This is a genomic window from Micromonospora sp. NPDC020750 (assembly GCF_044334565.1).
In the GTDB taxonomy this organism is placed as follows: Bacteria; Actinomycetota; Actinomycetes; order Mycobacteriales; family Micromonosporaceae; genus Micromonospora.
Genome location: NZ_JBIRTH010000012.1, coordinates 110,960 through 130,518, shown reverse-complemented (window position 1 = coordinate 130,518; position 19,559 = coordinate 110,960). Strand labels below are relative to the sequence as shown.

Sequence of the window (19,559 nt, the reverse complement as noted above, 5' to 3'; positions counted from 1 at the left end):
GGACAGGCCGGTCGGGGGACCGGGGGGAGGCCTGTGGTCGACGAGGGTGTGTCAGGTTGACGCTGGGTGAATGGTCAGGCGACCAGGGCGTGGCGGGCGGGGCCGCGGTGGGGGGCGATGGTGCTGCCGTCGGGGAGGAGTTCCCCGGTGTCCTCGAAGACGATGACACCGTTGCAGAGCAGGCTCCAGCCCTGCTCAGGGAAGCAGGCGAGGACCCGGGCGGCTTCCCGATCGGTCGCTTCAGCAGAGGGGCAGGTGGGTTGGTGCTGGCACATCGGGTTCTCCGGACTGTGGGGGCACTGTGTCATGGTTCACATGACCAGTGACGCACAGTACCAAGCGAACGCGAGCCGCATCGAGCAGGTTCACGTCATGTCGGGGGGAAATCCACTGAACGGACGAGGCGGATTGGGCCGGACGGCGTGGAAGCGTTTCCACTGACGCGGGTGGACGTGCCCGCCGCCCCCGCAGCCTGCCGCAGCACCCTCACCGAACGTGACCGCCTGCACTGGCGTCAGCGCGACGGCGGCGACCCGGCCCGCCTCGTCGAGGAGTTCCTCACCGCCCACGGGCTCGGCGTCGACGACCTGACCCGCCCCGCCTCCCACGACCCGGGCGGGGTGTGCGGGGCCGCCGTGTACGTCTCGGCCGCCGCCGGCGCCACGATGGCCGCCGCGCCGCCCGGCGCGCCCAGCCCCGCCCCCGCCCTGCCCGACCTGGCCGTGGTCGTCTACGCGCACACCCCCACCCGCACCGCCGCACCGGCCGTGCACGCCGGCCCCTGGCGGGTCGGCGACTGGACCCCGAGCTGGAGCACCCGCCAGCACGCCGACGCAGTGACCGCCGTGCGCGCCGCGATCGGCCGCGGCGACGTCTACCAGGTCAACCTCGTCGGTCACGCCGCCGCCCCGTACACCGGCGACCCCCGCCCCGCCCTGGCCCGGCTGGGCCGGCTGCCCGGCGCCCGCTACGGCGGCACCCTGCACGGCCCCGGCTGGGCGATCGGCTGCGCCTCCCCGGAGACCCTGATCGCCGTCGAAGGCGGCCGGCTGGTCACCCGCCCGATCAAGGGCACCCGCCCGGCCACCACCGCCGGCCGCGCCGAACTGCTCGCCTCGGCCAAGGAACGCGCCGAACACATCATGATCGTCGACCTGGAACGCAACGACCTGGCCCGCGTCGCGGCCACCGGCACCGTCACCGTCGACGAACTGTTCGCCGTACGCCGCTGGTGCGACCTGTGGCAGGCCGAGTCGACGGTGTCCGCGGCCCCCGCCGACGGCCTGGGCCTGGCCGACCTGCTGCGCGCGGTCTGCCCCGGCGGGTCGGTCACCGGCGCACCCAAACTGGCCGCCCTCGACGTCGTCGCCGCCCGCGAACCCGTGGGCCGGGGCGCGAGCATGGGCGCGCTGGGCTGGGTGGGCGCCGGCCGGGTCGACCTGGGCCTGACCATCCGCACCGCCGCCGCCGACGGGCACCTGCTGCACGGCTGGGCCGGCGGCGGCATCACCTGGGACAGCGACCCCGACGCCGAGGTCGCCGAAGCCGCCGCCAAGGCCCGGCCCGTCCGCGCCGCCCTCGCCTCCGCGCCCGCTTCACGGGCCGATAACCTGCTGCCATGACGATGCGGCCCATCCGGATCATCGGCGACCCGGTGCTGCGCACCGCCTGCGAGCCGGTGACCAGCTTCGACGCCGACCTGCGCGCCCTGGTCGGCGACCTGATGGACACCCTGCTCGGCGCACCCGGGCGCGCCGGCGTCGCCGCCCCGCAGATCGGCGTGCCCGCCCAGGTGTTCGTCTACGACGCCGCCGGCCACCGCGGCCACATGATCAACCCGACGGTGGAGCTGTCCGACGAACTCCAGGACGACGACGAAGGCTGCCTGTCCATCCCCGGGCTGTACTTCCCGACCCCCCGCGCCCTGCACGCCACCGCCCACGGATTCGACCAGCACGGCGAGCCACTGACCATCTCCGGCAGCGGATTCCTCGCCCGCGCCCTGCAACACGAGACCGACCACCTCGCCGGACGCCTCTACGTCGACACCCTGCGCGGGGACACCCGCCGGCGGGCGCTGCGGGAGATCCGCGCCGGCCGCTTCGACTCACCCACCCGCCGCCCCTGACCCGACCGCGTCCCGCCGCCCACCCCCACCTCCCTTGGCCACCCCGTGGGCGGTGCCGCCGACGGTGCCGGCCACGTGCGTACCGGGCGGCGGAACGCGGTCACACCCCCACCCGGCCGACGCCACCGCCGTGATCCGGCCGCCCCGACCCTCAGACCCGGCCGCCGCGCAGCATCAGCCCGGCGACCCCGCCGACCGGGATGAGCAGCCAGCAGGACAACACCCGGTAGACCAGCACCGCGGCGGCGGCGCTGACCGCGGTCGCGCCCGAGGCGGTCAGCCCGGCGACCAGAGCGGTGTCGATGACACCCACCCCACCAGGGGTCAACGGCACCTGCCGGACGACCTGCACACCGAGGTAGATGCCCGCCAGCGCGGTCACCCCCACCGGCAGACGCAACGCCTGGGCCGCAGCGGCCAGGCACAGCAGATCGGCCGCCCACTTCACCGCCGCGTAGCCCACCGCCCCCACCCAGTCCCGCACCCGCAGCGACGCCCCCGCCCACCACGCCTCACGGGCCGAGAGCAACAACGCCCGCACCCGCCGACGCACCGCACCCCCCGACACGTCAGAGGCGGACCCGACCGGACGCCGACGCGGCTGCCGACGCCCGACCAGCACCACCAGCGCGACCAGCCCGCCGAGCACCGCCACGACGGCCAGCGCACGCCAGTCCCACCCACCCGGGACACGGGTGAGCACCACCGCACCCCCACCCACGTAGAGCAGAGCCAACCCACCGATGGACGCCAACCCCGACACCACCGCCGAGGCCGCCGCGACCTCACGGGACGCCCCGGCGCGCTCGTACTCCCGGATGGCGTACCCGGTCGACACCGCCGCCCCGGCCGGCAGCGAGATCGACAACGCCGTGCCGGCCAGGCTGATCGCCACCACCCGGCTACGCCGCAGGCGCACCCCCAGGGCCTCGAGCAGCCGCCGCTGCTGCAACGCGAACGCCGCCAGCGAGACGACCTGCAGCAACACCGCCAGCACCACCCACCCGTAACCGGCGCCGGTCAGCGCGGCAAGGAACTCCCGCGGGTCCGGCAGCCGCCCCCGCAGACCCACCACAGCCGCGCCGAGCACCCCCACGGCGACGGCGAGCAGCCGCACCCACCGACGCCGCCACAGCCCCACGACGGGACCCGCCGGCGGCTCGGCGCGCGGCGGGGCCGTCACCGCGGTCCCGCGCACGCGGTGAGGGTGTACTCGTTGTACCCGGCCACCGGGGTGAACCCGAGCCGGTCGTACAGCCGCAGCGCCGCCACATTGTCGACCTTCACGTTCAACGTGACGTGGTCGACGTCGGCGGCCAGCCGCCGGCACAGCGCGGACACCGCCGCAGCCGCCAGGCCCCGCCCCCGGTACCCGGGACGGGTGGTGACGTTCCCCAGCGCCGCCACCCGCCACGCCGAGGAGTACACGTGCACCCCGGCCACCGCCACCAGCCGCCCGTCGCGGCGCACCCCCACATACCGGCCCGTGTCGAGCATCCTCGGGTCGAACCAGTTACCCGGGTACGCCGCCGCGTACAGCCGCGTCAGCTCCGGCAGGTCGGCGACGCCCAACGGCTGCCCCTCGCCGGGGACCGCGGCCAGCCGCACCCGGTCGGTCAACGCCATCTTCCGGTACGCGCCGCCATCGGTGACGTGGAACCCGCCCCCCAGCACCGACACCACACCGGGGGACAGATGCGCGTACAGACGCGCCGGCAACACCGGCGCCAGGTCGGTCAGCAGCGCCGCCAACTCCTCCCGGCCGGCGGCGTCGGCGAACGCCAGCAACGTCGGCGGCGCCACCGCGTGGTACAGCAACGCGACCTGCTCCCCGCGACGGAACCACGACGTGTATGGCCAAAAGAAATCGTCCAGGTCACCCAACTGGTACGCGTGCAGCGCCGGGTCGCGACCCAGCAACCGCCCCAGCAACACCCGGTCATGTTCGGCGCGCAACGGCATCCGACGATGATCACATGCCCCGGCGCGGTGACCCGCTCACGCCCGGCCGCACTCCTCGGCGGACAGATTCTCGTGCGCCCACCGGGCCAGAGCGTCCAACGCCGGCAACACCGCCGCACCCCGCTCGGTCAGCTCGTAGCTCACCCCCAGCGGCGGACCCTGCCGCACGGTGCGGCGCACCAGCCCCACCCGGGCCAACTCGCCGAGCCGGTCGGACAGCACCGACTCGCTAATCCCCGGCAACGCCCGGGTCAGCTCGGCGAACCCCGCCGGCCCATGCGCCAGGGTGCCCAGCAGCACCCCGTTCCACCGCTTGCCAAGGAACGCGAACGCCCGCGTCAACCCCCCGTCGCAGGACCGGGGAACCTCACCGGTGGGGGAGCGGGGCGTCATGGCCCCCACGATACGTGGCCTTACCCACGACGAAGTAACTTCGAAAAAACTAGCTGCTAGCCTCCGAGTAGTTAACGTCCCCGCCCCGAAGGAAACCCCACATGACCGACACGGTCACACCCAACCTGATCACCCTCGACGCCACAGCCCAAGCACAACTGTTCACCGACGCCCGCACCCCCAACACCTTCACCGACGAACCCGTCACCGACGCCCAACTGCGCGCCATCTTCGACCTCGCCAAGTACCCACCCACCGCCGCCAACACCCAGCCCCTGCGAGTGCTCTACACCCGCCCCGGCGAAACCCGCGACCGACTGCTCACCCACATGTCCGAAGGCAACCGCGCCAAGACCGCCACCGCCCCCGTCGTAGCCGTCCTCGCCGCCGACACCGACTTCCACGAATTCATCCCCCGCATCTTCCCCATCCGCCCCGAGATGCGCGACGGACTCGCCGCCGACGCCGCCGCCCGCGAAGGCATGGCCCGCTTCAACGCCACCCTCCAAATCGGCTACTGGCTGCTGGCCGTCCGCGCAGCAGGACTCGCCGCAGGCCCCATGGCCGGCTTCGACGCCGCCGCCGTCGACCGCGACCTCTTCGCCGACAGCACCTGGCGCTCCCTGCTCGTGGTCAACCTCGGCAGGCCCGGCCCCAACGCCTGGTTCCCCCGCCTGCCCCGCCTCGACTACGACGACATCGTCCGCCACGCCTGACCCACCCCGGCCGGCCGGCGCGCGACCCGCACCGGCCGGCACCTCACCGCCCCACCCACCGGCCGACACCACCGACCCGGCCCCACACACCAGACCCAACGGCGTCACCGCCCACGCCGACGCCGCAGCCACACCCCCACGAAACCCACCGCCACGAACACCACCATCGAACACACCAACACCTTCAGCATCCGCCAACCCTCCCACCACCCACGTAGGGTGCAAAGGTGCGCCTGGCCACCTTCAACCTGCTCCACGGCCGATCCCTCACCGACGGACTCGTCGACCCCGACCGGCTCACCGCCGCCGTCACCACACTCGACGCCGACATCCTCGCCCTACAGGAAGTCGACCGCGACCAGACCCGCAGCGGCAACCTCGACCTCACCGCCATCGCCGCCCGCGCCCTCAACGCCCCCCAACACCGCTTCGCCGCCGCCCTCGTCGGCACCCCCGGCGAACACTTCCGCCCCCTCCGCCACGACGACGACGGACACGGCGAACCCTGCTACGGCATCGGCCTGATCACCCGCCACCCCGTCCGCACCTGGCAGGTCACCCGCCTCAAACCCGCCCCCGTCCGCTCACCCGTCTACATACCCGGCCCCGGCCTCACCCTCCTCGAAGACGAACCCCGCGTCGTCCTCGCCGCCGTCCTCGACACCCCCCACGGCGACATCACCGTCGCCGCCACCCACCTGTCCTTCGTCCCCGGCTGGAACGCCCACCAACTCCGCCAGACCATCCGCGCCCTACGCGCCCTACCCGCCCCCCGCATCCTCCTCGGCGACCTCAACCTTCCCGCCGGCCCCGCCCGACTCATCTCCGGCTGGACCCCCCTCGGCCGCCGCCCCACCTACCCCGCCGCCCGACCCCGCGTCCAACTCGACCACATCCTCGCCGACCCCCACCACCGCCACCGCCTCCCACCCGTCACCGCCGTAACCACCCCCGCCACCACCATCTCCGACCACCGCCCCCTCCTCGTCGACCTCGGCTGACCCCGAGTCGACCTCGGCTGACCCCGACGAGCACACACCTCCCGACCCCGACAACCGTTCGGCACCTGCCAACGGCCGTCGGACCGAGTGCGGCACCCACCGGAGGAACGGTCAACCCCGCCCAGCCGCCCGCCGCGCCGCCACCACCGCATTACGGAACAACATCGCCACCGTCGTCGGCCCCACCCCACCAACCCGCGGTGTGATCGCCCCCGCCACCCGCGCACACGACTCGTCCACATCCGGCAACAACCGCCGACCCTCGTACCGCACCCCACCACCGACCACCACCGCACCCGGCCGCACATGCTCCGGCCGCACGATCCCCGGCACCCCCGCCGCCGCCACCAGGATCTCCGCCCGCCGCGTATACCGCGGCCAGTCCGCCACCCCCGTGTGCACCACCGTCACCGCCGCATTCGCCGTCGGCCGCTTCTGCGCCAACAACATCGCCAACGGCCGCCCCAACGTCGCACCCCGACCCAGGACCACCACCTCACGACCCGCCACCGGCACCCCATGGAACGCCAACAACGCCTCGATCCCCGCCGGCGTACACGGCAACGGCCCCGGCAACCCCAGCGCCAACCGCCCCATGTTCACCGGATGCATCCCGTCGACGTCCTTGTCCGGATCCAACACCTGCAACGCCCGGTCGTAGTCCAGGTGCCCCGGAATCGGATGCTGCACCAACACCCCGTGCACACCCGCATCGGAATTGAACTCCTCGACCACCCGGTGCAGATCGGCCTGCGACGCCGACGCCGCCAGATGCACATGCGGCGACGCAAACCCCAACTCGGCCGCCTGCCGCTGCTTGATCCGGATGTACCCGGCACTCGCGTCGTCGTCGCCCACCAGCACCGTCGCCAACGACGGCGTCACCCCCACCGCCCGCAACGCCGCGACCTCCGCCGCCACCTCACCCAGCACCTGCTGCGCCACCGGCCCACCCGGCAACAACCGCGCCGAGCCCGAAGAAACCCCACCCGAGGAAACCGCAGAAGAAGACATGGCACCACCTCGCCCGCAGGAGCCCAGGCGGACGACCCCCACGGCGAGCTCCCCGATGGTCGATCCCATCCCCGATGCCGCCAGTCGCGTACCCCTGCACCCTGCCACACCCCACACCCCGCCGGTCACCCTGCCGCGCCCTCCTCCAACCGCACCAACCCCACCAGCGCCCGGTTGGTGCGGTTGGACCGCACCGCCGCCCGCTGCTGACCCGCCGTCACCTCGATGTACGTCTGCGACGACGCCAACGACGCGTGCCCCAGCAACCGCATGATCTCCGCCGCGCTCGCCCCGTCCTCCGCCAACCGCGTCGCGAACGTGTGCCGCAACGCGTGCAACTGCGCCCCCCGCGGCACCCGGTCGACCACCCCGGCCCGCCGGTAACAGGACTCCACCAGGTACTGCAGGCCGCCCCGACGCAGCGGCTCACCCCGCCGGTCCAGCAGCAACGGCGAATCGGGCCGCACCGACCGCGACCCGAACCGTCGAGCCCGGCTGTCCAGATACGCCACCACCACCCGGTCCAGCTCCGGCTCGATCGGCACCACCCTCGGCCGGCCGCCCTTGCCGATCACGTCGACCCGCCGCTCGCCGGGCCGCCCCTCCAGCGACGCGACCCGCAGCGCCAGCAACTCCGACAGGCGCAGCCCCGCACACAGCGCCAACGCCAACACCGCCACGTCCCGCTCCGGCCACGGATCGCGCTGCCGGCCGTCCTCCCGGGACACCGCAGCGAGCAACTGCTCCGGGGTGTCCTCACCGCGCAGCGGCTTGGGCTGGGGGAGCGGGGCACGGGGTCGGTCCACCGCCGGCATCGGGTTGCCCGCCACCACCCCCTCGGCGACCAGGAACGAGAAGAAGCTGTTCCACGTCGACCAGGCGCGATGTACCGAGGCCACGGCGCGGGGGGCGGCGAACCGGGCGAATGCCGCCCTCATGACCCTGGGGGAGAGGCCGGTGACCGGAAGCGCGTCCGACGGCAGGGGAGGGGCAAGAGTCTCGCCGGCCAGGGCCGCCACCGCGCACAGATCCCGCCGGTACGCCTCCAGCGTGTGGGGGGAAGGCTTGCGTGTGGCCCGAGCGGTCAGGAACTCCTCGATCAACGACCGTACCGATTCGTCCTGTTTGTCATGCATAAGGGATATTATGCATGATCCTCGGGTTACTGGCGACCCCCAAGGGGAGTGAAGCCCTGACGCTTCAACCCCGGCCGGCATCGCCCAACTCCCGCTCCCGCCTTCGGTGGCGATCAGGAAGGCTTACGTCGGGGACAGGTCCGAACCGGACGCAAACCTCTTGATCACGGCCTTCAGGCCGGCGTTGGATCAAGGAGCCTGCACGGCCAAGCGGGCCGACCGACCTCGGCCTGGCCGGAGACGGTGGCGGGTGCTGGAGCCGCGGGCGCTGGAGTTCCGTCGCGACGGACGTTGCCCCGGAGAGCCGGCCCTTTACCGGGTGCCTGCTCCTGCAGGAGGGTCCCCCGAACGGTCTACTTTACATAATGTACATTATCGAATCGCCGACCGGGAGCGCCGTGAGCTGCAAGGACTCCCACACCCGAAGGGCAATTCGGCCACACGCACCTGTGCGCATCGCCAGGTGATCCCGCGTCGCCAACGTGTTCGTCACCGTCGGCTGTCGACTCGCGCGGCTGCGCCGCGCACGCGAAAGGTACGGCCGCATGTCCACCGCCACCGCCTCGCCCCGGTGATCATGGAGTTATTGCCACGACACGCCCGAGTTCCATGGCAATAACTTCATGATCACCGAGGCGGAGGCGAGGCGGAGGCGAGCGGGTGAGGTGGGCGGGGTGAGGTGGGTGGGTGCTCGGCGTGGGGAGCGAGCCTCGGGCGGAGAGTCTTTCGTCAACTTTCGGGAAGAAGGCAGCATGCTTTCCGCACTCGACCGTCGGCACACTGTCGCGCCGCCCGGGTACAGCCGTTGGCTGATTCCGCCGGCCGCGTTGGCGATCCATCTGTGCATCGGGCAGGTCTACGCGACCAGCGTGTACAAGAACTCGCTGATCGCCCACTTCGACGCGAGCCAGACGGCGATCGGGGTGATCTTCAGCATCGCGATCGTGATGCTGGGGTTGTCGGCGGCGGTGGCCGGTACGTGGGTGGAGCGCAACGGTCCGCGTAAGGCGATGTTCGTCTCGGCGTGCTTCTGGGCGGCGGGGTTCCTGGTCGGTGCGGTGGGGATCGCGACGGATCAGTTGTGGCTGCTGTACGTGGGGTACGGGCTGCTGGGCGGGATCGGGTTGGGGATCGGCTACATCTCCCCCGTGTCGACGTTGATCAAGTGGTTTCCGGACCGGCCGGGCCTGGCTACCGGGTTGGCGATCATGGGGTTCGGGGGTGGCGCGATGGTGGCCTCTCCCCTGTCCCGGCAGCTGTTGTCGCTCTACGACTCGGGCTACGACCCGGACGCAGTCGCCGGCGCGACGGCGTCGGGGACGGCGCTGGTGTGGCTGTTCGTGACGCTGGGCGTCGGCTACTTCGTGATCATGATGTTCGGGGTGGCGAACGTGCGGGTTCCGGCGGCGGACTGGCGGCCGGCGGGGTTCGAACCGGCGCGGACGACGGCGAGGCCGATGGTGACCACGGCGAGCGTGTCGGCGGCGAACGCGGTGCGGACGCGGCAGTTCTGGTTGCTGTGGGTGGTGTTGTTCTGCAACGTGACGGCCGGGATCGGGATCCTGGAGCAGGCGAGTCCGATGATCCAGGACTTCTTCCGTGAGGAGGGCTCGTCGGCGGTGTCGGTGGCGGCGGCGGGCGGTTTCGTGGGGCTGCTGTCGCTGTTCAACATGGGTGGCCGGTTCGTGTGGTCGTCGGCGTCGGACATGATCGGCCGTAAGCCGGTGTACGTGCTGTACCTGGGTGTGGGGGTGGTGTTGTACCTGCTGCTGGCGTTGTTCGGGCAGGTGGCGACGGCGCTGTTCGTGTTGGTGGCGTGCGTGATCGTGTCGTTCTACGGTGGTGGGTTCGCCACGATGCCGGCGTACCTGCGGGACCTGTTCGGCACGTACCAGGTGGGGGCGATCCACGGCCGGGTGTTGACGGCGTGGTCGGCGGCGGGGGTCGCCGGTCCGTTGATCATCAACGGGTTTCTCGACGCGAAGGGTGCGCCGGGGACGCTGACGGCGGCAGGGTACCGGCCGGCGCTGTTGACGATGGTGGGGGTGCTGGCGGTGGGGTTCGTGGCGAACCTGCTGGTGCGGCCGGTGCCGGAACGGTTCCACGAGCCGACGCCCGTCGGTTCGGGCGGGGTGCAGGGAGGGATAGCGCGATGAGCAACGGTTCGTCCGGGCAGACCGGCCGGTTGTGGATCTCTTGGTTGCTGGTGGGCGCGCTGCTGGGGTACGGGGTGGTGCAGACGGTGCTGACGGCGGCGAATCTGTTCACGGGCTGAGGAAACCGACCTGGGTGCGTACGTGGTGGCCAGGGCTGCCTCGGGCAGCGGACGACCGGCTCGCCTCGAGGGCCCCGGCCGGGGTGATTCGCTACGTGCGGCGCGTCAAGGAACGGCGGGCCCGTCACTGACCTGGCGTGCCGGTCCCAGGGCTTCTCCCCCAGGTCGCCCGTCCGTGGCTTCCAGCCCCAGGACGAAAGGTGTCAGGGAGTTGTCGCCGCCGGTCGCGCTGCCGCCGGGCCGTCGGCCGGCGCGGCGCGGGCGCGGGTGTCGGGATGAGCCGCCGGGGTCATCCCGACGTGGCGCTGCCGGGCGTGCGGGATCGCCTGTGGGCTGACCGACCGGTTCGTGACGTGGGCGCGCCCGCGCGGGTAGCGGGGCGTGCCCACGTCAGAGGCCGCCGGAGACGCGTAGGACGGCGCCGGTGGTGTAGCTGGCGTCGGGGCTGAGGAGCCAGGCGATGGCGGCGGCGATCTCGTCGGGTTCGCCGGCGCGGCCGAGTGGGATGCGGTCGGCGGCGGTGTCGGCGCGGTCGGGTGCGCCGGAGAGGGCGTGCAGGTCGGTGCGGACGATGCCGGGGGCGACGCCGTTGACGCGGATGCCGTGGGGGGCGAGTTCCTTGGCCAGGCCGACGGTGAGGGTGTCGGTGGCGGCTTTGACGGCGGCGTAGTGGACGTACTCCCCCGGGCTGCCGAGGGTGGCGGCGGCGGAGGAGACGTTGACGATGGCGCCGCCGTGGGTGAGGCGGCGGGCGGCTTGTTGGGCGCAGAGGACGTACCCGATGAGGTTGACGTCGACGACGTGGCGCAGGTCGTCGGCGCGTAGCTCGGTGAAGGGGCCGATAGGGCTGGTGACGCCGGCGTTGTTGACGAGGCCGGTGAGGGGGCCGAGGTCGGCGGCGGCGTCGAAGAGGCGGGTGATGGCGTCGGGGTCGGTGGTGTCGGCGGGGACGGCGACTGCGTGGCGGCCGGTGGCGCGGATGTCGGCGACGACGGTGTCGGCGGCGTGGTGGTCGCGGCGGTAGCCGATGGCGACGTGGTGGCCGTGGTTGGCGAGGCGGCGGGCGGTGGCGGCGCCGATGCCGCGGCTGCCGCCGGTGATGATGGTGACGGGATTCAATGGGTGCTCCTCCCCCGGGTGCTGGTGGTGACGGTACCGGCGGGGGTGGCGGTGTTGGTGGAGAGCGCGGTCACACCGGTGATCGCTTACGCTGCCGGCGTCGACTAGTGGAGGTGTGCGGGTGTCGGGTGTGCGGGTTGGTGACGTGGTCGAGGATTTCGAGTTGCCGGACGAGACGGGGACGCTGCGGCGGTTGTCGGAGTTCCTGGCGGTGGGGCCGGTGGTGTTGTTCTTCTATCCGGCGGCGATGACGCGGGGGTGCACGGCGGAGAGCTGTCACTTCCGGGATCTGGCGGCGGAGTTCGCGGCGGTGGGCGCGTCTCGGGTGGGGATCAGTCGGGACGCGGTGGAGAAGCAGGCGGAGTTCTCCCGGTTGCACGGGTTCGATTATCCGTTGTTGTCGGATGTGGACGGTGTGGTGGCGCGGCGGTTGGGGGTGTTGCGGCGGGTGCCGTTGGGGCCGTTGGGTTCGCGGCGGATGACGTTTGTGATCGGGTCCGACCGGCGGGTGGTGGAGGTGGTGCACAGCGAGTTGGGGATGAACGAGCATGCGGATCGGGCGTTGCGGGCGTTGGGGGGCTGATCTTCGGGGTGTCGCAGCGTGCTGGTATCAAGGCAGGAATCAGACAGGTGTACGGAAGAGGGTTGTGATGGTTGCCGCGGGCCAGGGTTTGTCCACTGACGAGGTGCAGAGCATCCGGGAGGCGTTGGCGGCCGGCCGGAAGCCGAAGGTGGTGTTCACGTCGTCGGCGGGTCAGATCGCCGGTCAGGTGGGCCAGGTGGTGGAGTTGACCGATCCGTCGGTGTCCGACGAGTTCGTGGTGGTGCGGTTCGGTCGGGACGAGTTGCCGTTCTCCCCCGCCGATGTGGCGGTGGCGCCGCGGGGGGCAGGGCGTCGGGTGGCGGAGGTGAAGGCGGAACCGGAGCCGGAGCCTGAGCCGCCTGCGGCGGAGCCGGAGTTCGTGTTGGACACGCCGCGGGTGCCGGTGGCGCGGCGGGAGGAGCCGAAGGTGGAGCAGCAGCAGGTGGAGGCGAAGCCGGCGCGGCGGCCGGTGAAGGCGGTGAAGGCGAAGGGTCCGGCGGGGTTGACGGTGACGTTGGCGTATGCCGACGGTGAGTGGACGGTGGCGGCGCAGCAGGGTGCGAAGTCGTTGGCGAAGCCGTATGTGGTGAAGCCGGCGGAGGCGTTGCGGATGGTGGTGTTGGTGGATGTTCCGGGGGTGCAGGAGGCGGTGGAGCAGATCCTGGCCGCGGAGCGGGCGGAGGCGGAGCAGCAGGCGGGGAGGCTGCGGGCGGAGTTGGCGGAGATCGAGGCCCGGTTGGCGGAGTTGCGCGAGGCGGGTTGATCGCGCCTGGTGTGCCTGTCCCCCGCCCTCCGTCGCCGTGTGCGGCGGGGGGCGGGGGCGTGTCGGGGTTCAGAAGTAGTCGTGCAGGTGGGCGGGGCCGGCGGCGGCGAGCAGGTCGAGTGGGCGGGGGTCGGCGGTGGTGTGTAGTTGGCCGGTGTGTCGGAGGGTTTCGGCGTCGGTGGTGCCGGTGTAGAGCTGGGCGAAGCCTCGGACGGTCAGGTGCAGGGGTGTGTCGGTGGTGGTGCGGTGTAGTTCGGCGGTGCCGTCGGCGACGTCGAGGTGCCAGGTGCCGGTGTTCCAGTCGGCGAGGTGGTCGTGGAGGGTGAAGGTGACGGTGCCGTGGGCGTGGGTGGGCCAGCCGCGTTGGGTGATGGCGCGGGTGACGTCGACGGGTCGGTGCATCCAGGTGTTCTGGTGGTGTTCGCGGGTGGCTTCGACGGGTAGGTGGGCGGTGATGGCGTCGCCGTCGAGGAGTTTGAGTCGCAGGGTGGGTGTGACGCTGGCCCAGGTGGCGAGGGTGCGGATGAGTTCGCGGGCGGCGTCGGCGGTGGTGGCGAGGGCGTTGTTGACGGTGAGGACGGCGTCGGGGCCGTAGCCTCGGCCGCGGTCCCAGGTGGCGTAGGCGACGAGGTGGCCGTCGTGTTCGACGAGGGTGAGGCCGTCGGTGGGCAGGGTGTCGGTGGAATGGTCGTGCAGGGGGCCGCGGCGGGTGAGTAGGCCGCGGCGGTGGCGGGTGACGGTTTCGTACAGGTCGGTGATGGCGGGTAGGTCGGCGGGGCTGCCGTCGCGGACGGTGAGGTGGGGTGCGGGTGGGTGTCGGGGTAGTGCGGCGGTGGGCAGGTCGAGGGTGCGGAGGGTGCCGGCGACTTCCCAGCCGCAGGCGCGGTAGGGGGCGGTGGTGGTGGGGAACAGTGCGCTGACGGCGGCGCCGCGGTCGTGGGCGCCGCGTAGGAGGCCGGTGAGTAGGGCGCGGGCGACGCCTCGGCCGCGGGCTGCGGGGGCGACGGCGACGCCGGCTACGTCGGCGGCGGTCACGGGGCGGCCGTTCCACCACTGGTCGTGGTGCAGGTCGACGGCTTTGCCGAGGAGTTGGCCGGTGGGGTCGAAGGCGCCGTAGCGGGTGAGGCCGGGTGGGGTGGTGGTTGGTGGTGGTCGGGTGGGGTCTGACCCGAAGGCGTGGCGGCCGAGGGTCCAGGCGGCGGTGAGGTCGTCGGGGGTGAGTTCCCGGACGTCGATGGTGGGCATCGGGTGACGGTAGCGGTGGTGTGGTGTGCCTGGCTGGGTTTTGTTGTTCGGGGTGTGCGGCAGGGGCCGGCGCGGTTACCGCGCCGGCCCCTGCCGTGTTGTCGGTGGTCAGTGGTGTGGGATGTGGGCGACGCCGATGCGCTTGCGGAACACCCAGTACGTCCAGCCCTGGTAGGCCAGGACGATGGGGGTGAACACGACCGCCACCCAGGTCATGATCTTCAGGGTGTAGGGGGTGGAGGCGGCGTTGGTGGCGGTGAGCGTGCCGGCGGCGTCGAGGGTGGAGGGCAGCACGTTCGGGAACAGCGCCGCGAACAGTGTTGCCACGGCCAGCGCGATTGCCACGGCGGTGCCGGTGAACGCCCAGCCCTCGCGGCGTACGCGGGCGGCGGCGAGGCCGCCGAGCAGGGCCAGCGCCGCGCCGACGGCGAGGACGACGGCGGCCGTGCTGGAGCGGATGGTCAACGTCCAGCTCAGGAACGCCACTGCGAGCACGGCGGTGGCGATGCCCAAGCGCACCGCGAGCTTGCCGGCGCGTTCGCGGACGTCGCCGACGGTCTTCAGGGCGATGAACACGGCGCCGTGGGTGAGGAACAGGGTGGCGGTGGTGGCGCCGCCGAGCAGGGCGTACGGGTTGAGGAGGTTGAGCAGGCCGCCGACGTATTCGTGGTCGGCGTCCAGGGGTACGCCGCGCACGATGTTGGCGAAGGCGACGCCCCAGAGGATCGCCGGCACCAGGGAGCCGACGAAGATCGCCGTGTCCCAGCGGCGTTTCCAGGAGGCTTCGGGGCGCTTGTGGCGGTATTCGAAGGCGACGCCGCGGATGATCAGGGCCAGCAGGATCAGCAGCAGCGGCAGGTAGAAGCCGGAGAAGAGGGTGGCGTACCACTCGGGGAAGGCGGCGAACATGGCGCCGCCGGCGGTGATGAGCCAGACCTCGTTGCCGTCCCAGACGGGGCCGATGGTGTTGATCAGGACGCGGCGTTCGCGGTCGTTGCGTCCGAGGACGGGTAGCAGCATGCCGACGCCGAAGTCGAAGCCTTCGAGGATGAAGTAGCCGGTGAACAGCACGGCGACGAGGAGAAACCAGATGGTTGTCAGTTCCATGGTGGGCTCCGGGTCAGTAGGCGAACGCGAGCGGGCGCTCGGTGTCGTCGTGGCTGTCGTCGATTTCGGGGGTGTCGGTGAGGTCGGGTACGCCGGCCTTGGCGTAGCGGAGCAGGAGTTTGACCTCGATGACGGCGAGGATGGCGTAGATGAGGGTGAAGGCGGTGAAGGAGGTGAGGACCTCGGTGAGGGAGACGCTGCGGGACACGCCGTCGCGGGTGAGCATCTCGCCGAAGACGATCCAGGGTTGGCGGCCCATTTCGGTGAAGATCCAGCCGAACGAGTTGGCGGCGAGGGGTAGCAGCGGCATGACCAGGCCGGCGCGCAGGAGCCACTTGCTGGTGGGGGTGCGGCCCTTGCGCTGGGTCCAGAGGACGAGCAGGGCGATCGCGGCGGCGGCGAGCCCGAAGGCGATCATGAAGCGGAAGCTCCAGTAGGTGATGGGGATGATCGGGGTGTAGCTGCCGGCGCCGTACTGGCTGGCGTATTGGGCCTGTAGGTCGTCGATGCCGTGGACGGTGCCGTTGGGGTCGCCGGTGCCGAGGTAGGACAGCAGGTAGGGGATTTTGAGGGCGAAGACCTCGCGGCTGCCGTCGAGGCTGCCGATGGTGAGTACGGAGAAGGAGGCGGGGCTCTCGGTGGTGTAGAGGCCCTCGGCGGCGGCCATCTTCATCGGCTGCACCTGGGTCATGATCTTGCCCTGGATGTCGCCGGTGATGAGTACGAGCGCCGAGGAGATGAGCACGACCCAGGAGCCGAACTTGGTGGCGAAGCGGTAGGCGCCGGTGTCGGCGCTGTCGCGGTGGCGGATGACGTGGTACAGGCCGACGGAGACGACGAGGGACCCGGCGACGAGGAACGCTCCGGCGAGGGTGTGCGGGAAGGTGATGAGGGCGACCTTGTTGGTGAGCACGGCGAGGAAGTCGGTGAGCTCGGCTCGGCCGGTGTCGGGGTTGATGCGGTAGCCGACGGGGTTCTGCATGAAGGAGTTCGCGGCGAGGATGAAGTAGGCGCTGAGGTTGGTGCCGATGGCGGCGGCCCAGATGGCGGCCAGGTGCAGGCGTTTGGGCAGCCGGTCCCAGCCGAAGATCCACAGGCCGATGAAGGTGGATTCGAGGAAGAAGGCGACGAGGGCCTCGATGGCCAGGGGGGCGCCGAAGATGTCGCCGACGAAGCGGGAGTAGTCGCTCCAGTTCATGCCGAACTGGAATTCCTGCACGATGCCGGTGACCACGCCCATCGCGAAGTTGATCAGGAAGAGCTTGCCGTAGAACTTGGTGAGTTTGAGGTAGCGCTCGTTGCCGGTGCGGTGCCACAGGGTCTGCAGGATGGCGACGAGCACGGACAGGCCGATGGTCAGCGGCACGAACAAGAAGTGGTAGACGGTGGTGACACCGAACTGCCACCGGGCGACGTCCAATGCGTCCACCTGATAACCCCCAGCCTTTCATACTACGAGACGTAGTAGATACTACTGGGTGTCGTAGGGAAGTCGTCAGGGGCGGAGGTCCCGAGCCGGCCCGGGACCAATGACCTTGATCACCACTGCCGCTCGGCCCACCCGGGCGGGCGGCCCCCCGGCTGTGGCGGCGGCGTGCGACCATCGAGCGCTGATGGACACCCCGACCGGCCCCTGGCGGCCACCCCTGCTCTGGCGTGGCGCCCAACTGTTCGCCCGCGCCCTCGTCGGCGCCCTGGCCCGCCTCGAAGTCACCGGCGACGTGCCTGACCGGCTGCGCCGCGGCCCGCTGATCCTGGCCGCCAACCACCTCAGCCCGTTCGACCCGGTGGTCCTTGCCGCCGCCTGCCGCGCCCGCGGCGTCGCCCCCCGGATCATGGCCACCGGCGGCCTGTTCCGCACCCCGCTCGTCGGTGCCGCGATGCGCCGCGCCGGGCACCTGCGCGTGGACCGGGGCACCGACGCCGTGCACCGGGCCCTCGACGACGCGGCCAGGGCCGTGGCCGACGGGTCGGTGATCCTGGTCTACCCGGAGGGCCGCATCGGCCTGGACCCCGGCCTGTGGCCCGAACGCGGCAAGACCGGGACCGCCCGGCTCGCCTTCGCCTGCGGCGCCGCCGTGGTGCCTGTCGCGCAGTGGGGCTCCCACGAGGTGCTGCCCTACCGGGCCCCGAAGGGCATGCTGCGCGCCGTCGCCCGGGCGGTGGTTCGCCGGCCGGTGCTCAGGGTGCACTTCGGGGCGCCCGTGGACCTGACCGGCATCGACCCCGCAGCCCCGGGCGCGGCGACCCGGGCCACCGACCGGATCATCGACGCGATCACCGACAGCCTGGTCCCGTTGCGCCCCGACGAGCCCGACCGGCCCCGGCACGTCGACCCGGGCCGCCCCAGCGACACCAGCCGCTCCCACCGGCGAGGCATGCGGCCCTGACCCGGTCGCGTCGGGGCGCCCGACGCGACCGGGTCAGGCGGCCGGTTCCAACGCCACCACCGGGATCACCCGGCCCGCCCGGGCCTGGTAGTCGGCCCAGCCCTGGTCGGCCTGCGCCGCGCGGGCGAAGGCCCGGTCCCGCTCGTCGCCGGCCAGCACGACCGCCCGCGCCCGCCAGGTCGACGTCCCGTCCTCGACGGTGACCAGCGGATCGGCCGTCAGGTTGCGGAACCACTGCGGGTCCCGCGGCGCTCCCCCGGCCGAGGCGATGACGAGAACCCGGCCGTCCTCGCCGGTCACCCGGCCCACCGGGGTGGTGTGCGGTGCGCCGGTGCGCGTCCCTGTGGTGGTCAACAGCAACAGCCGGGCGCCCTCGAACCACCCCCCGACCCGGCCGCCGTTGGCGCGGAACTCCTCGATGATCTGCTGGTTGAAGTCGTTGGGCATGCGGTGTCCATTCTCCGGACCGGGTGCTCGCCTCGCGCGGGGCGGGCGGCGGGTGACGGGAAGAAGCGGCCGGCGCGTGGCCCCCAGAGGGGCCACGTCGGGGGCGCTGCGGAAGGTGACGTGAAGCGGCAGGACGAGACACCCGCGCGGGGCGGGGCGGTGGATGTCACTCACGTATGGCGGGCCGCGGGCCTGCCCGGCCTTCACGCCTCGGCCGGGTGCCCTGTCCGCTCGTGGCCCAAGGCCGACCCGGCAGTCACGATGTCCGATACTAGTGTCGCCTCCGGATCACCGGCAACGCCCCCGGCCGCTTACGCAGACGGTCCCGCGTCTGATCCGACGAACCGCCACACCGCCCCGGGTGCGGACCTGCAGTTTCGTCGGCGTCGAACTCGCCGACCCCGACGGCCGGGCGGTAACCGGCTGGCCGACCTGACCGGCCCGCCGGCGGTTGATTCCCGGCCGGACACCCGCCGGCCACTGCGGCCCGGCATACTGCCCACCGTGCAGCCCCGCTCCGGCTACCTCGACGCGCCCGCGCCGCTGGCGTTCGCCCACCGCGGCGGTGCGGCCGACGGCGACGAGAACACCGTCGCCGCGTTCTCCCGCGCCGTCGACCTGGGCTACCGGTACGTCGAGACCGACGTGCACGGCACCGCCGACGGCGTCGCCGTGGTCTTCCACGACACCACCCTGCGTCGGGTCACCGGCGAGCCGGGGCGCATCGCCGACCTGCGCTGGGCCGACCTGGCCTCGGTGCGTGTCGGCGGCGCCGCCGTGGTGCCCCGCCTCGACGATGTTCTCGGCGCCTGGCCGGACGTGAGGTTCAACATCGACGTCAAGGCCGACGGGGGCGTCGAGGCGACCGTCGCCGCGCTCGGTCGGGCCGGCGCCGGCCACCGGGTGCTGCTGGCCTCGTTCAGCGACGCCCGGCTGGCCCGGCTGCGGGCGTTGACCGACGGGCGGATCGCCACCGGCCTCGGCATGCGCGGGGTGGCCCGGCTGCGGGTGGCGTCCCTGCACGGCCGGCAGCTTCGGCTGCCCCCGTCGGTGGTCGCCGCCCAGGTCCCGCCCCGCTACGGCCGGATCCCGGTCGTGGACCGCCGGTTGATCGCCTACGCCCACCGGCTCGGACTCCATGTGCACGTCTGGACGATCGACAAACCTGCCGAGATGCACGAGTTACTTGATCTTGGAGTGGATGGCATCATGACCGATCACGTCGGCGTGCTGCGCGACGTCTACCGCAGCCGCGGCCACTGGGCCGCCTGAGAACCGGC

General features: G+C 72.1%; 21 protein-coding genes. 10 read left to right on the top strand and 11 right to left on the bottom strand.

The window, feature by feature from the left end; translation table 11 throughout:
* Window positions 1-74: 74 nt before the first annotated feature.
* Window positions 75-275, bottom strand: coding sequence for a DUF5999 family protein (locus ACH4T9_RS28985; RefSeq protein ID WP_036371784.1), 201 nt, complete (start codon window positions 273-275; stop codon window positions 75-77).
* A 147-nt stretch (window positions 276-422) separates the two neighbouring features.
* Between ACH4T9_RS28985 and ACH4T9_RS28980 the strand changes: the two genes are divergently transcribed.
* The gene (locus ACH4T9_RS28980; RefSeq protein ID WP_396674238.1) at window positions 423-1,622 is read left to right on the top strand and encodes a chorismate-binding protein; all 1,200 of its coding nucleotides are present in this window, start codon (window positions 423-425) and stop codon (window positions 1,620-1,622) included.
* Complete coding sequence (gene def / locus ACH4T9_RS28975; protein WP_396674240.1) at window positions 1,619-2,128, top strand: peptide deformylase; 510 nt, start codon at window positions 1,619-1,621, stop codon at window positions 2,126-2,128. Before ACH4T9_RS28980 ends, def begins: the two co-directional genes overlap by 4 nt.
* 151 nt (window positions 2,129-2,279) lie before the next feature.
* On the opposite strand, the gene ACH4T9_RS28970 is transcribed toward def, so the two are convergent.
* The 3 genes from ACH4T9_RS28970 to ACH4T9_RS28960 are packed head-to-tail and all read right to left on the bottom strand — an operon-like array spanning window position 2,280 to window position 4,483.
* Entirely contained in the window at window positions 2,280-3,326 is a 1,047-nt protein-coding gene (locus tag ACH4T9_RS28970) for a YbhN family protein (RefSeq protein ID WP_396674241.1), read from the bottom strand.
* Window positions 3,308-4,090, bottom strand: a complete 783-nt coding sequence (locus tag ACH4T9_RS28965) for a GNAT family N-acetyltransferase (RefSeq protein ID WP_396674242.1) — start codon at window positions 4,088-4,090, stop codon at window positions 3,308-3,310. The genes ACH4T9_RS28970 and ACH4T9_RS28965 overlap by 19 nt, the downstream gene beginning before the upstream one ends.
* A gap of 36 nt (window positions 4,091-4,126) precedes the next feature.
* On the bottom strand, window positions 4,127-4,483 hold the full coding sequence (locus ACH4T9_RS28960) for a winged helix-turn-helix transcriptional regulator (protein WP_396674244.1): 357 nt from the start codon (window positions 4,481-4,483) through the stop codon (window positions 4,127-4,129).
* 101 nt (window positions 4,484-4,584) lie between these two features.
* On the opposite strand from ACH4T9_RS28960, the gene ACH4T9_RS28955 reads away from it, so the two are divergent.
* On the top strand, window positions 4,585-5,199 hold the full coding sequence (locus ACH4T9_RS28955) for a malonic semialdehyde reductase (RefSeq protein ID WP_396674245.1): 615 nt from the start codon (window positions 4,585-4,587) through the stop codon (window positions 5,197-5,199).
* 227 nt (window positions 5,200-5,426) lie between these two features.
* Window positions 5,427-6,200: an endonuclease/exonuclease/phosphatase family protein gene (locus ACH4T9_RS28950; protein WP_396674247.1), complete on the top strand. Its 774-nt coding sequence runs from the start codon at window positions 5,427-5,429 to the stop codon at window positions 6,198-6,200.
* 111 nt (window positions 6,201-6,311) lie between these two features.
* Here the strand turns inward: ACH4T9_RS28950 and ACH4T9_RS28945 are convergent, their stop codons facing one another.
* A complete protein-coding gene (locus ACH4T9_RS28945) occupies window positions 6,312-7,214 on the bottom strand; it encodes a bifunctional 5,10-methylenetetrahydrofolate dehydrogenase/5,10-methenyltetrahydrofolate cyclohydrolase (protein ID WP_396674389.1) in 903 nt (300 codons plus the stop codon).
* A 125-nt stretch (window positions 7,215-7,339) separates the two neighbouring features.
* Entirely contained in the window at window positions 7,340-8,350 is a 1,011-nt protein-coding gene (locus ACH4T9_RS28940; RefSeq protein WP_396674248.1) for a tyrosine-type recombinase/integrase, read from the bottom strand.
* Window positions 8,351-9,102: 752 nt separating this feature from the next.
* On the opposite strand from ACH4T9_RS28940, the gene ACH4T9_RS28935 reads away from it, so the two are divergent.
* Together ACH4T9_RS28935 and ACH4T9_RS28930 are read left to right on the top strand one after the other, a co-directional pair.
* The gene (locus ACH4T9_RS28935) at window positions 9,103-10,506 is read left to right on the top strand and encodes an OFA family MFS transporter (RefSeq protein WP_396674250.1); all 1,404 of its coding nucleotides are present in this window, start codon (window positions 9,103-9,105) and stop codon (window positions 10,504-10,506) included.
* Window positions 10,503-10,625: a hypothetical protein gene (locus tag ACH4T9_RS28930; RefSeq protein WP_256371549.1), complete on the top strand. Its 123-nt coding sequence runs from the start codon at window positions 10,503-10,505 to the stop codon at window positions 10,623-10,625. The genes ACH4T9_RS28935 and ACH4T9_RS28930 overlap by 4 nt, the downstream gene beginning before the upstream one ends.
* 390 nt (window positions 10,626-11,015) lie before the next feature.
* On the opposite strand, the gene ACH4T9_RS28925 is transcribed toward ACH4T9_RS28930, so the two are convergent.
* On the bottom strand, window positions 11,016-11,744 hold the full coding sequence (locus tag ACH4T9_RS28925; RefSeq protein ID WP_396674251.1) for an SDR family NAD(P)-dependent oxidoreductase: 729 nt from the start codon (window positions 11,742-11,744) through the stop codon (window positions 11,016-11,018).
* A gap of 121 nt (window positions 11,745-11,865) precedes the next feature.
* Here ACH4T9_RS28925 and ACH4T9_RS28920 point away from each other — a divergent pair, with 121 nt between their 5' ends.
* Both ACH4T9_RS28920 and ACH4T9_RS28915 read left to right on the top strand, forming a co-directional pair.
* On the top strand, window positions 11,866-12,327 hold the full coding sequence (locus ACH4T9_RS28920; protein WP_396674252.1) for a peroxiredoxin: 462 nt from the start codon (window positions 11,866-11,868) through the stop codon (window positions 12,325-12,327).
* Between the two features lie 67 nt (window positions 12,328-12,394).
* On the top strand, window positions 12,395-13,090 hold the full coding sequence (locus tag ACH4T9_RS28915) for a hypothetical protein (RefSeq protein WP_396674253.1): 696 nt from the start codon (window positions 12,395-12,397) through the stop codon (window positions 13,088-13,090).
* 69 nt (window positions 13,091-13,159) lie between these two features.
* Here the strand turns inward: ACH4T9_RS28915 and eis are convergent, their stop codons facing one another.
* From eis to ACH4T9_RS28900, 3 genes are all read right to left on the bottom strand, one after another.
* Window positions 13,160-14,326, bottom strand: coding sequence for an enhanced intracellular survival protein Eis (gene eis, locus ACH4T9_RS28910; RefSeq protein ID WP_396674390.1), 1,167 nt, complete (start codon window positions 14,324-14,326; stop codon window positions 13,160-13,162).
* 117 nt (window positions 14,327-14,443) lie between these two features.
* Window positions 14,444-15,442 (bottom strand): cytochrome d ubiquinol oxidase subunit II, encoded by a 999-nt coding sequence (gene cydB, locus ACH4T9_RS28905; RefSeq protein WP_396674255.1) that lies wholly within the window; start codon window positions 15,440-15,442, stop codon window positions 14,444-14,446.
* A gap of 13 nt (window positions 15,443-15,455) precedes the next feature.
* On the bottom strand, window positions 15,456-16,871 hold the full coding sequence (locus ACH4T9_RS28900) for a cytochrome ubiquinol oxidase subunit I (RefSeq protein WP_396674256.1): 1,416 nt from the start codon (window positions 16,869-16,871) through the stop codon (window positions 15,456-15,458).
* Between the two features lie 184 nt (window positions 16,872-17,055).
* Between ACH4T9_RS28900 and ACH4T9_RS28895 the strand changes: the two genes are divergently transcribed.
* The gene (locus tag ACH4T9_RS28895) at window positions 17,056-17,832 is read left to right on the top strand and encodes a lysophospholipid acyltransferase family protein (RefSeq protein WP_396674257.1); all 777 of its coding nucleotides are present in this window, start codon (window positions 17,056-17,058) and stop codon (window positions 17,830-17,832) included.
* Between the two features lie 33 nt (window positions 17,833-17,865).
* On the opposite strand, the gene ACH4T9_RS28890 is transcribed toward ACH4T9_RS28895, so the two are convergent.
* Window positions 17,866-18,279 (bottom strand): nitroreductase/quinone reductase family protein, encoded by a 414-nt coding sequence (locus tag ACH4T9_RS28890; protein ID WP_396674259.1) that lies wholly within the window; start codon window positions 18,277-18,279, stop codon window positions 17,866-17,868.
* Window positions 18,280-18,783: 504 nt separating this feature from the next.
* On the opposite strand from ACH4T9_RS28890, the gene ACH4T9_RS28885 reads away from it, so the two are divergent.
* Window positions 18,784-19,551: a glycerophosphodiester phosphodiesterase gene (locus ACH4T9_RS28885; protein WP_396674260.1), complete on the top strand. Its 768-nt coding sequence runs from the start codon at window positions 18,784-18,786 to the stop codon at window positions 19,549-19,551.
* The last annotated feature ends 8 nt before the right edge of the window (window positions 19,552-19,559 follow it).

Excerpts from the sequence above, each read along its gene's own strand:
- ACH4T9_RS28985 (WP_036371784.1), bottom strand. The coding sequence starts at position 275 with ATGTGCCAGCACCAACCCACCTGCCCCTCTGCTGAAGCGACCGATCGG.
- def (WP_396674240.1), top strand. The coding sequence starts at position 1,619 with ATGACGATGCGGCCCATCCGGATCATCGGCGACCCGGTGCTGCGCACC.
- ACH4T9_RS28965 (WP_396674242.1), bottom strand. The coding sequence starts at position 4,090 with ATGCCGTTGCGCGCCGAACATGACCGGGTGTTGCTGGGGCGGTTGCTG.
- ACH4T9_RS28960 (WP_396674244.1), bottom strand. The coding sequence starts at position 4,483 with ATGACGCCCCGCTCCCCCACCGGTGAGGTTCCCCGGTCCTGCGACGGG.
- ACH4T9_RS28955 (WP_396674245.1), top strand. The coding sequence starts at position 4,585 with ATGACCGACACGGTCACACCCAACCTGATCACCCTCGACGCCACAGCC.
- ACH4T9_RS28945 (WP_396674389.1), bottom strand. The coding sequence starts at position 7,214 with ATGTCTTCTTCTGCGGTTTCCTCGGGTGGGGTTTCTTCGGGCTCGGCG.
- ACH4T9_RS28940 (WP_396674248.1), bottom strand. The coding sequence starts at position 8,350 with ATGCATGACAAACAGGACGAATCGGTACGGTCGTTGATCGAGGAGTTC.
- ACH4T9_RS28935 (WP_396674250.1), top strand. The coding sequence starts at position 9,103 with ATGCTTTCCGCACTCGACCGTCGGCACACTGTCGCGCCGCCCGGGTAC.
- ACH4T9_RS28930 (WP_256371549.1), top strand. The coding sequence starts at position 10,503 with ATGAGCAACGGTTCGTCCGGGCAGACCGGCCGGTTGTGGATCTCTTGG.
- ACH4T9_RS28915 (WP_396674253.1), top strand. The coding sequence starts at position 12,395 with ATGGTTGCCGCGGGCCAGGGTTTGTCCACTGACGAGGTGCAGAGCATC.
- cydB (WP_396674255.1), bottom strand. The coding sequence starts at position 15,442 with ATGGAACTGACAACCATCTGGTTTCTCCTCGTCGCCGTGCTGTTCACC.
- ACH4T9_RS28895 (WP_396674257.1), top strand. The coding sequence starts at position 17,056 with ATGGACACCCCGACCGGCCCCTGGCGGCCACCCCTGCTCTGGCGTGGC.
- ACH4T9_RS28890 (WP_396674259.1), bottom strand. The coding sequence starts at position 18,279 with ATGCCCAACGACTTCAACCAGCAGATCATCGAGGAGTTCCGCGCCAAC.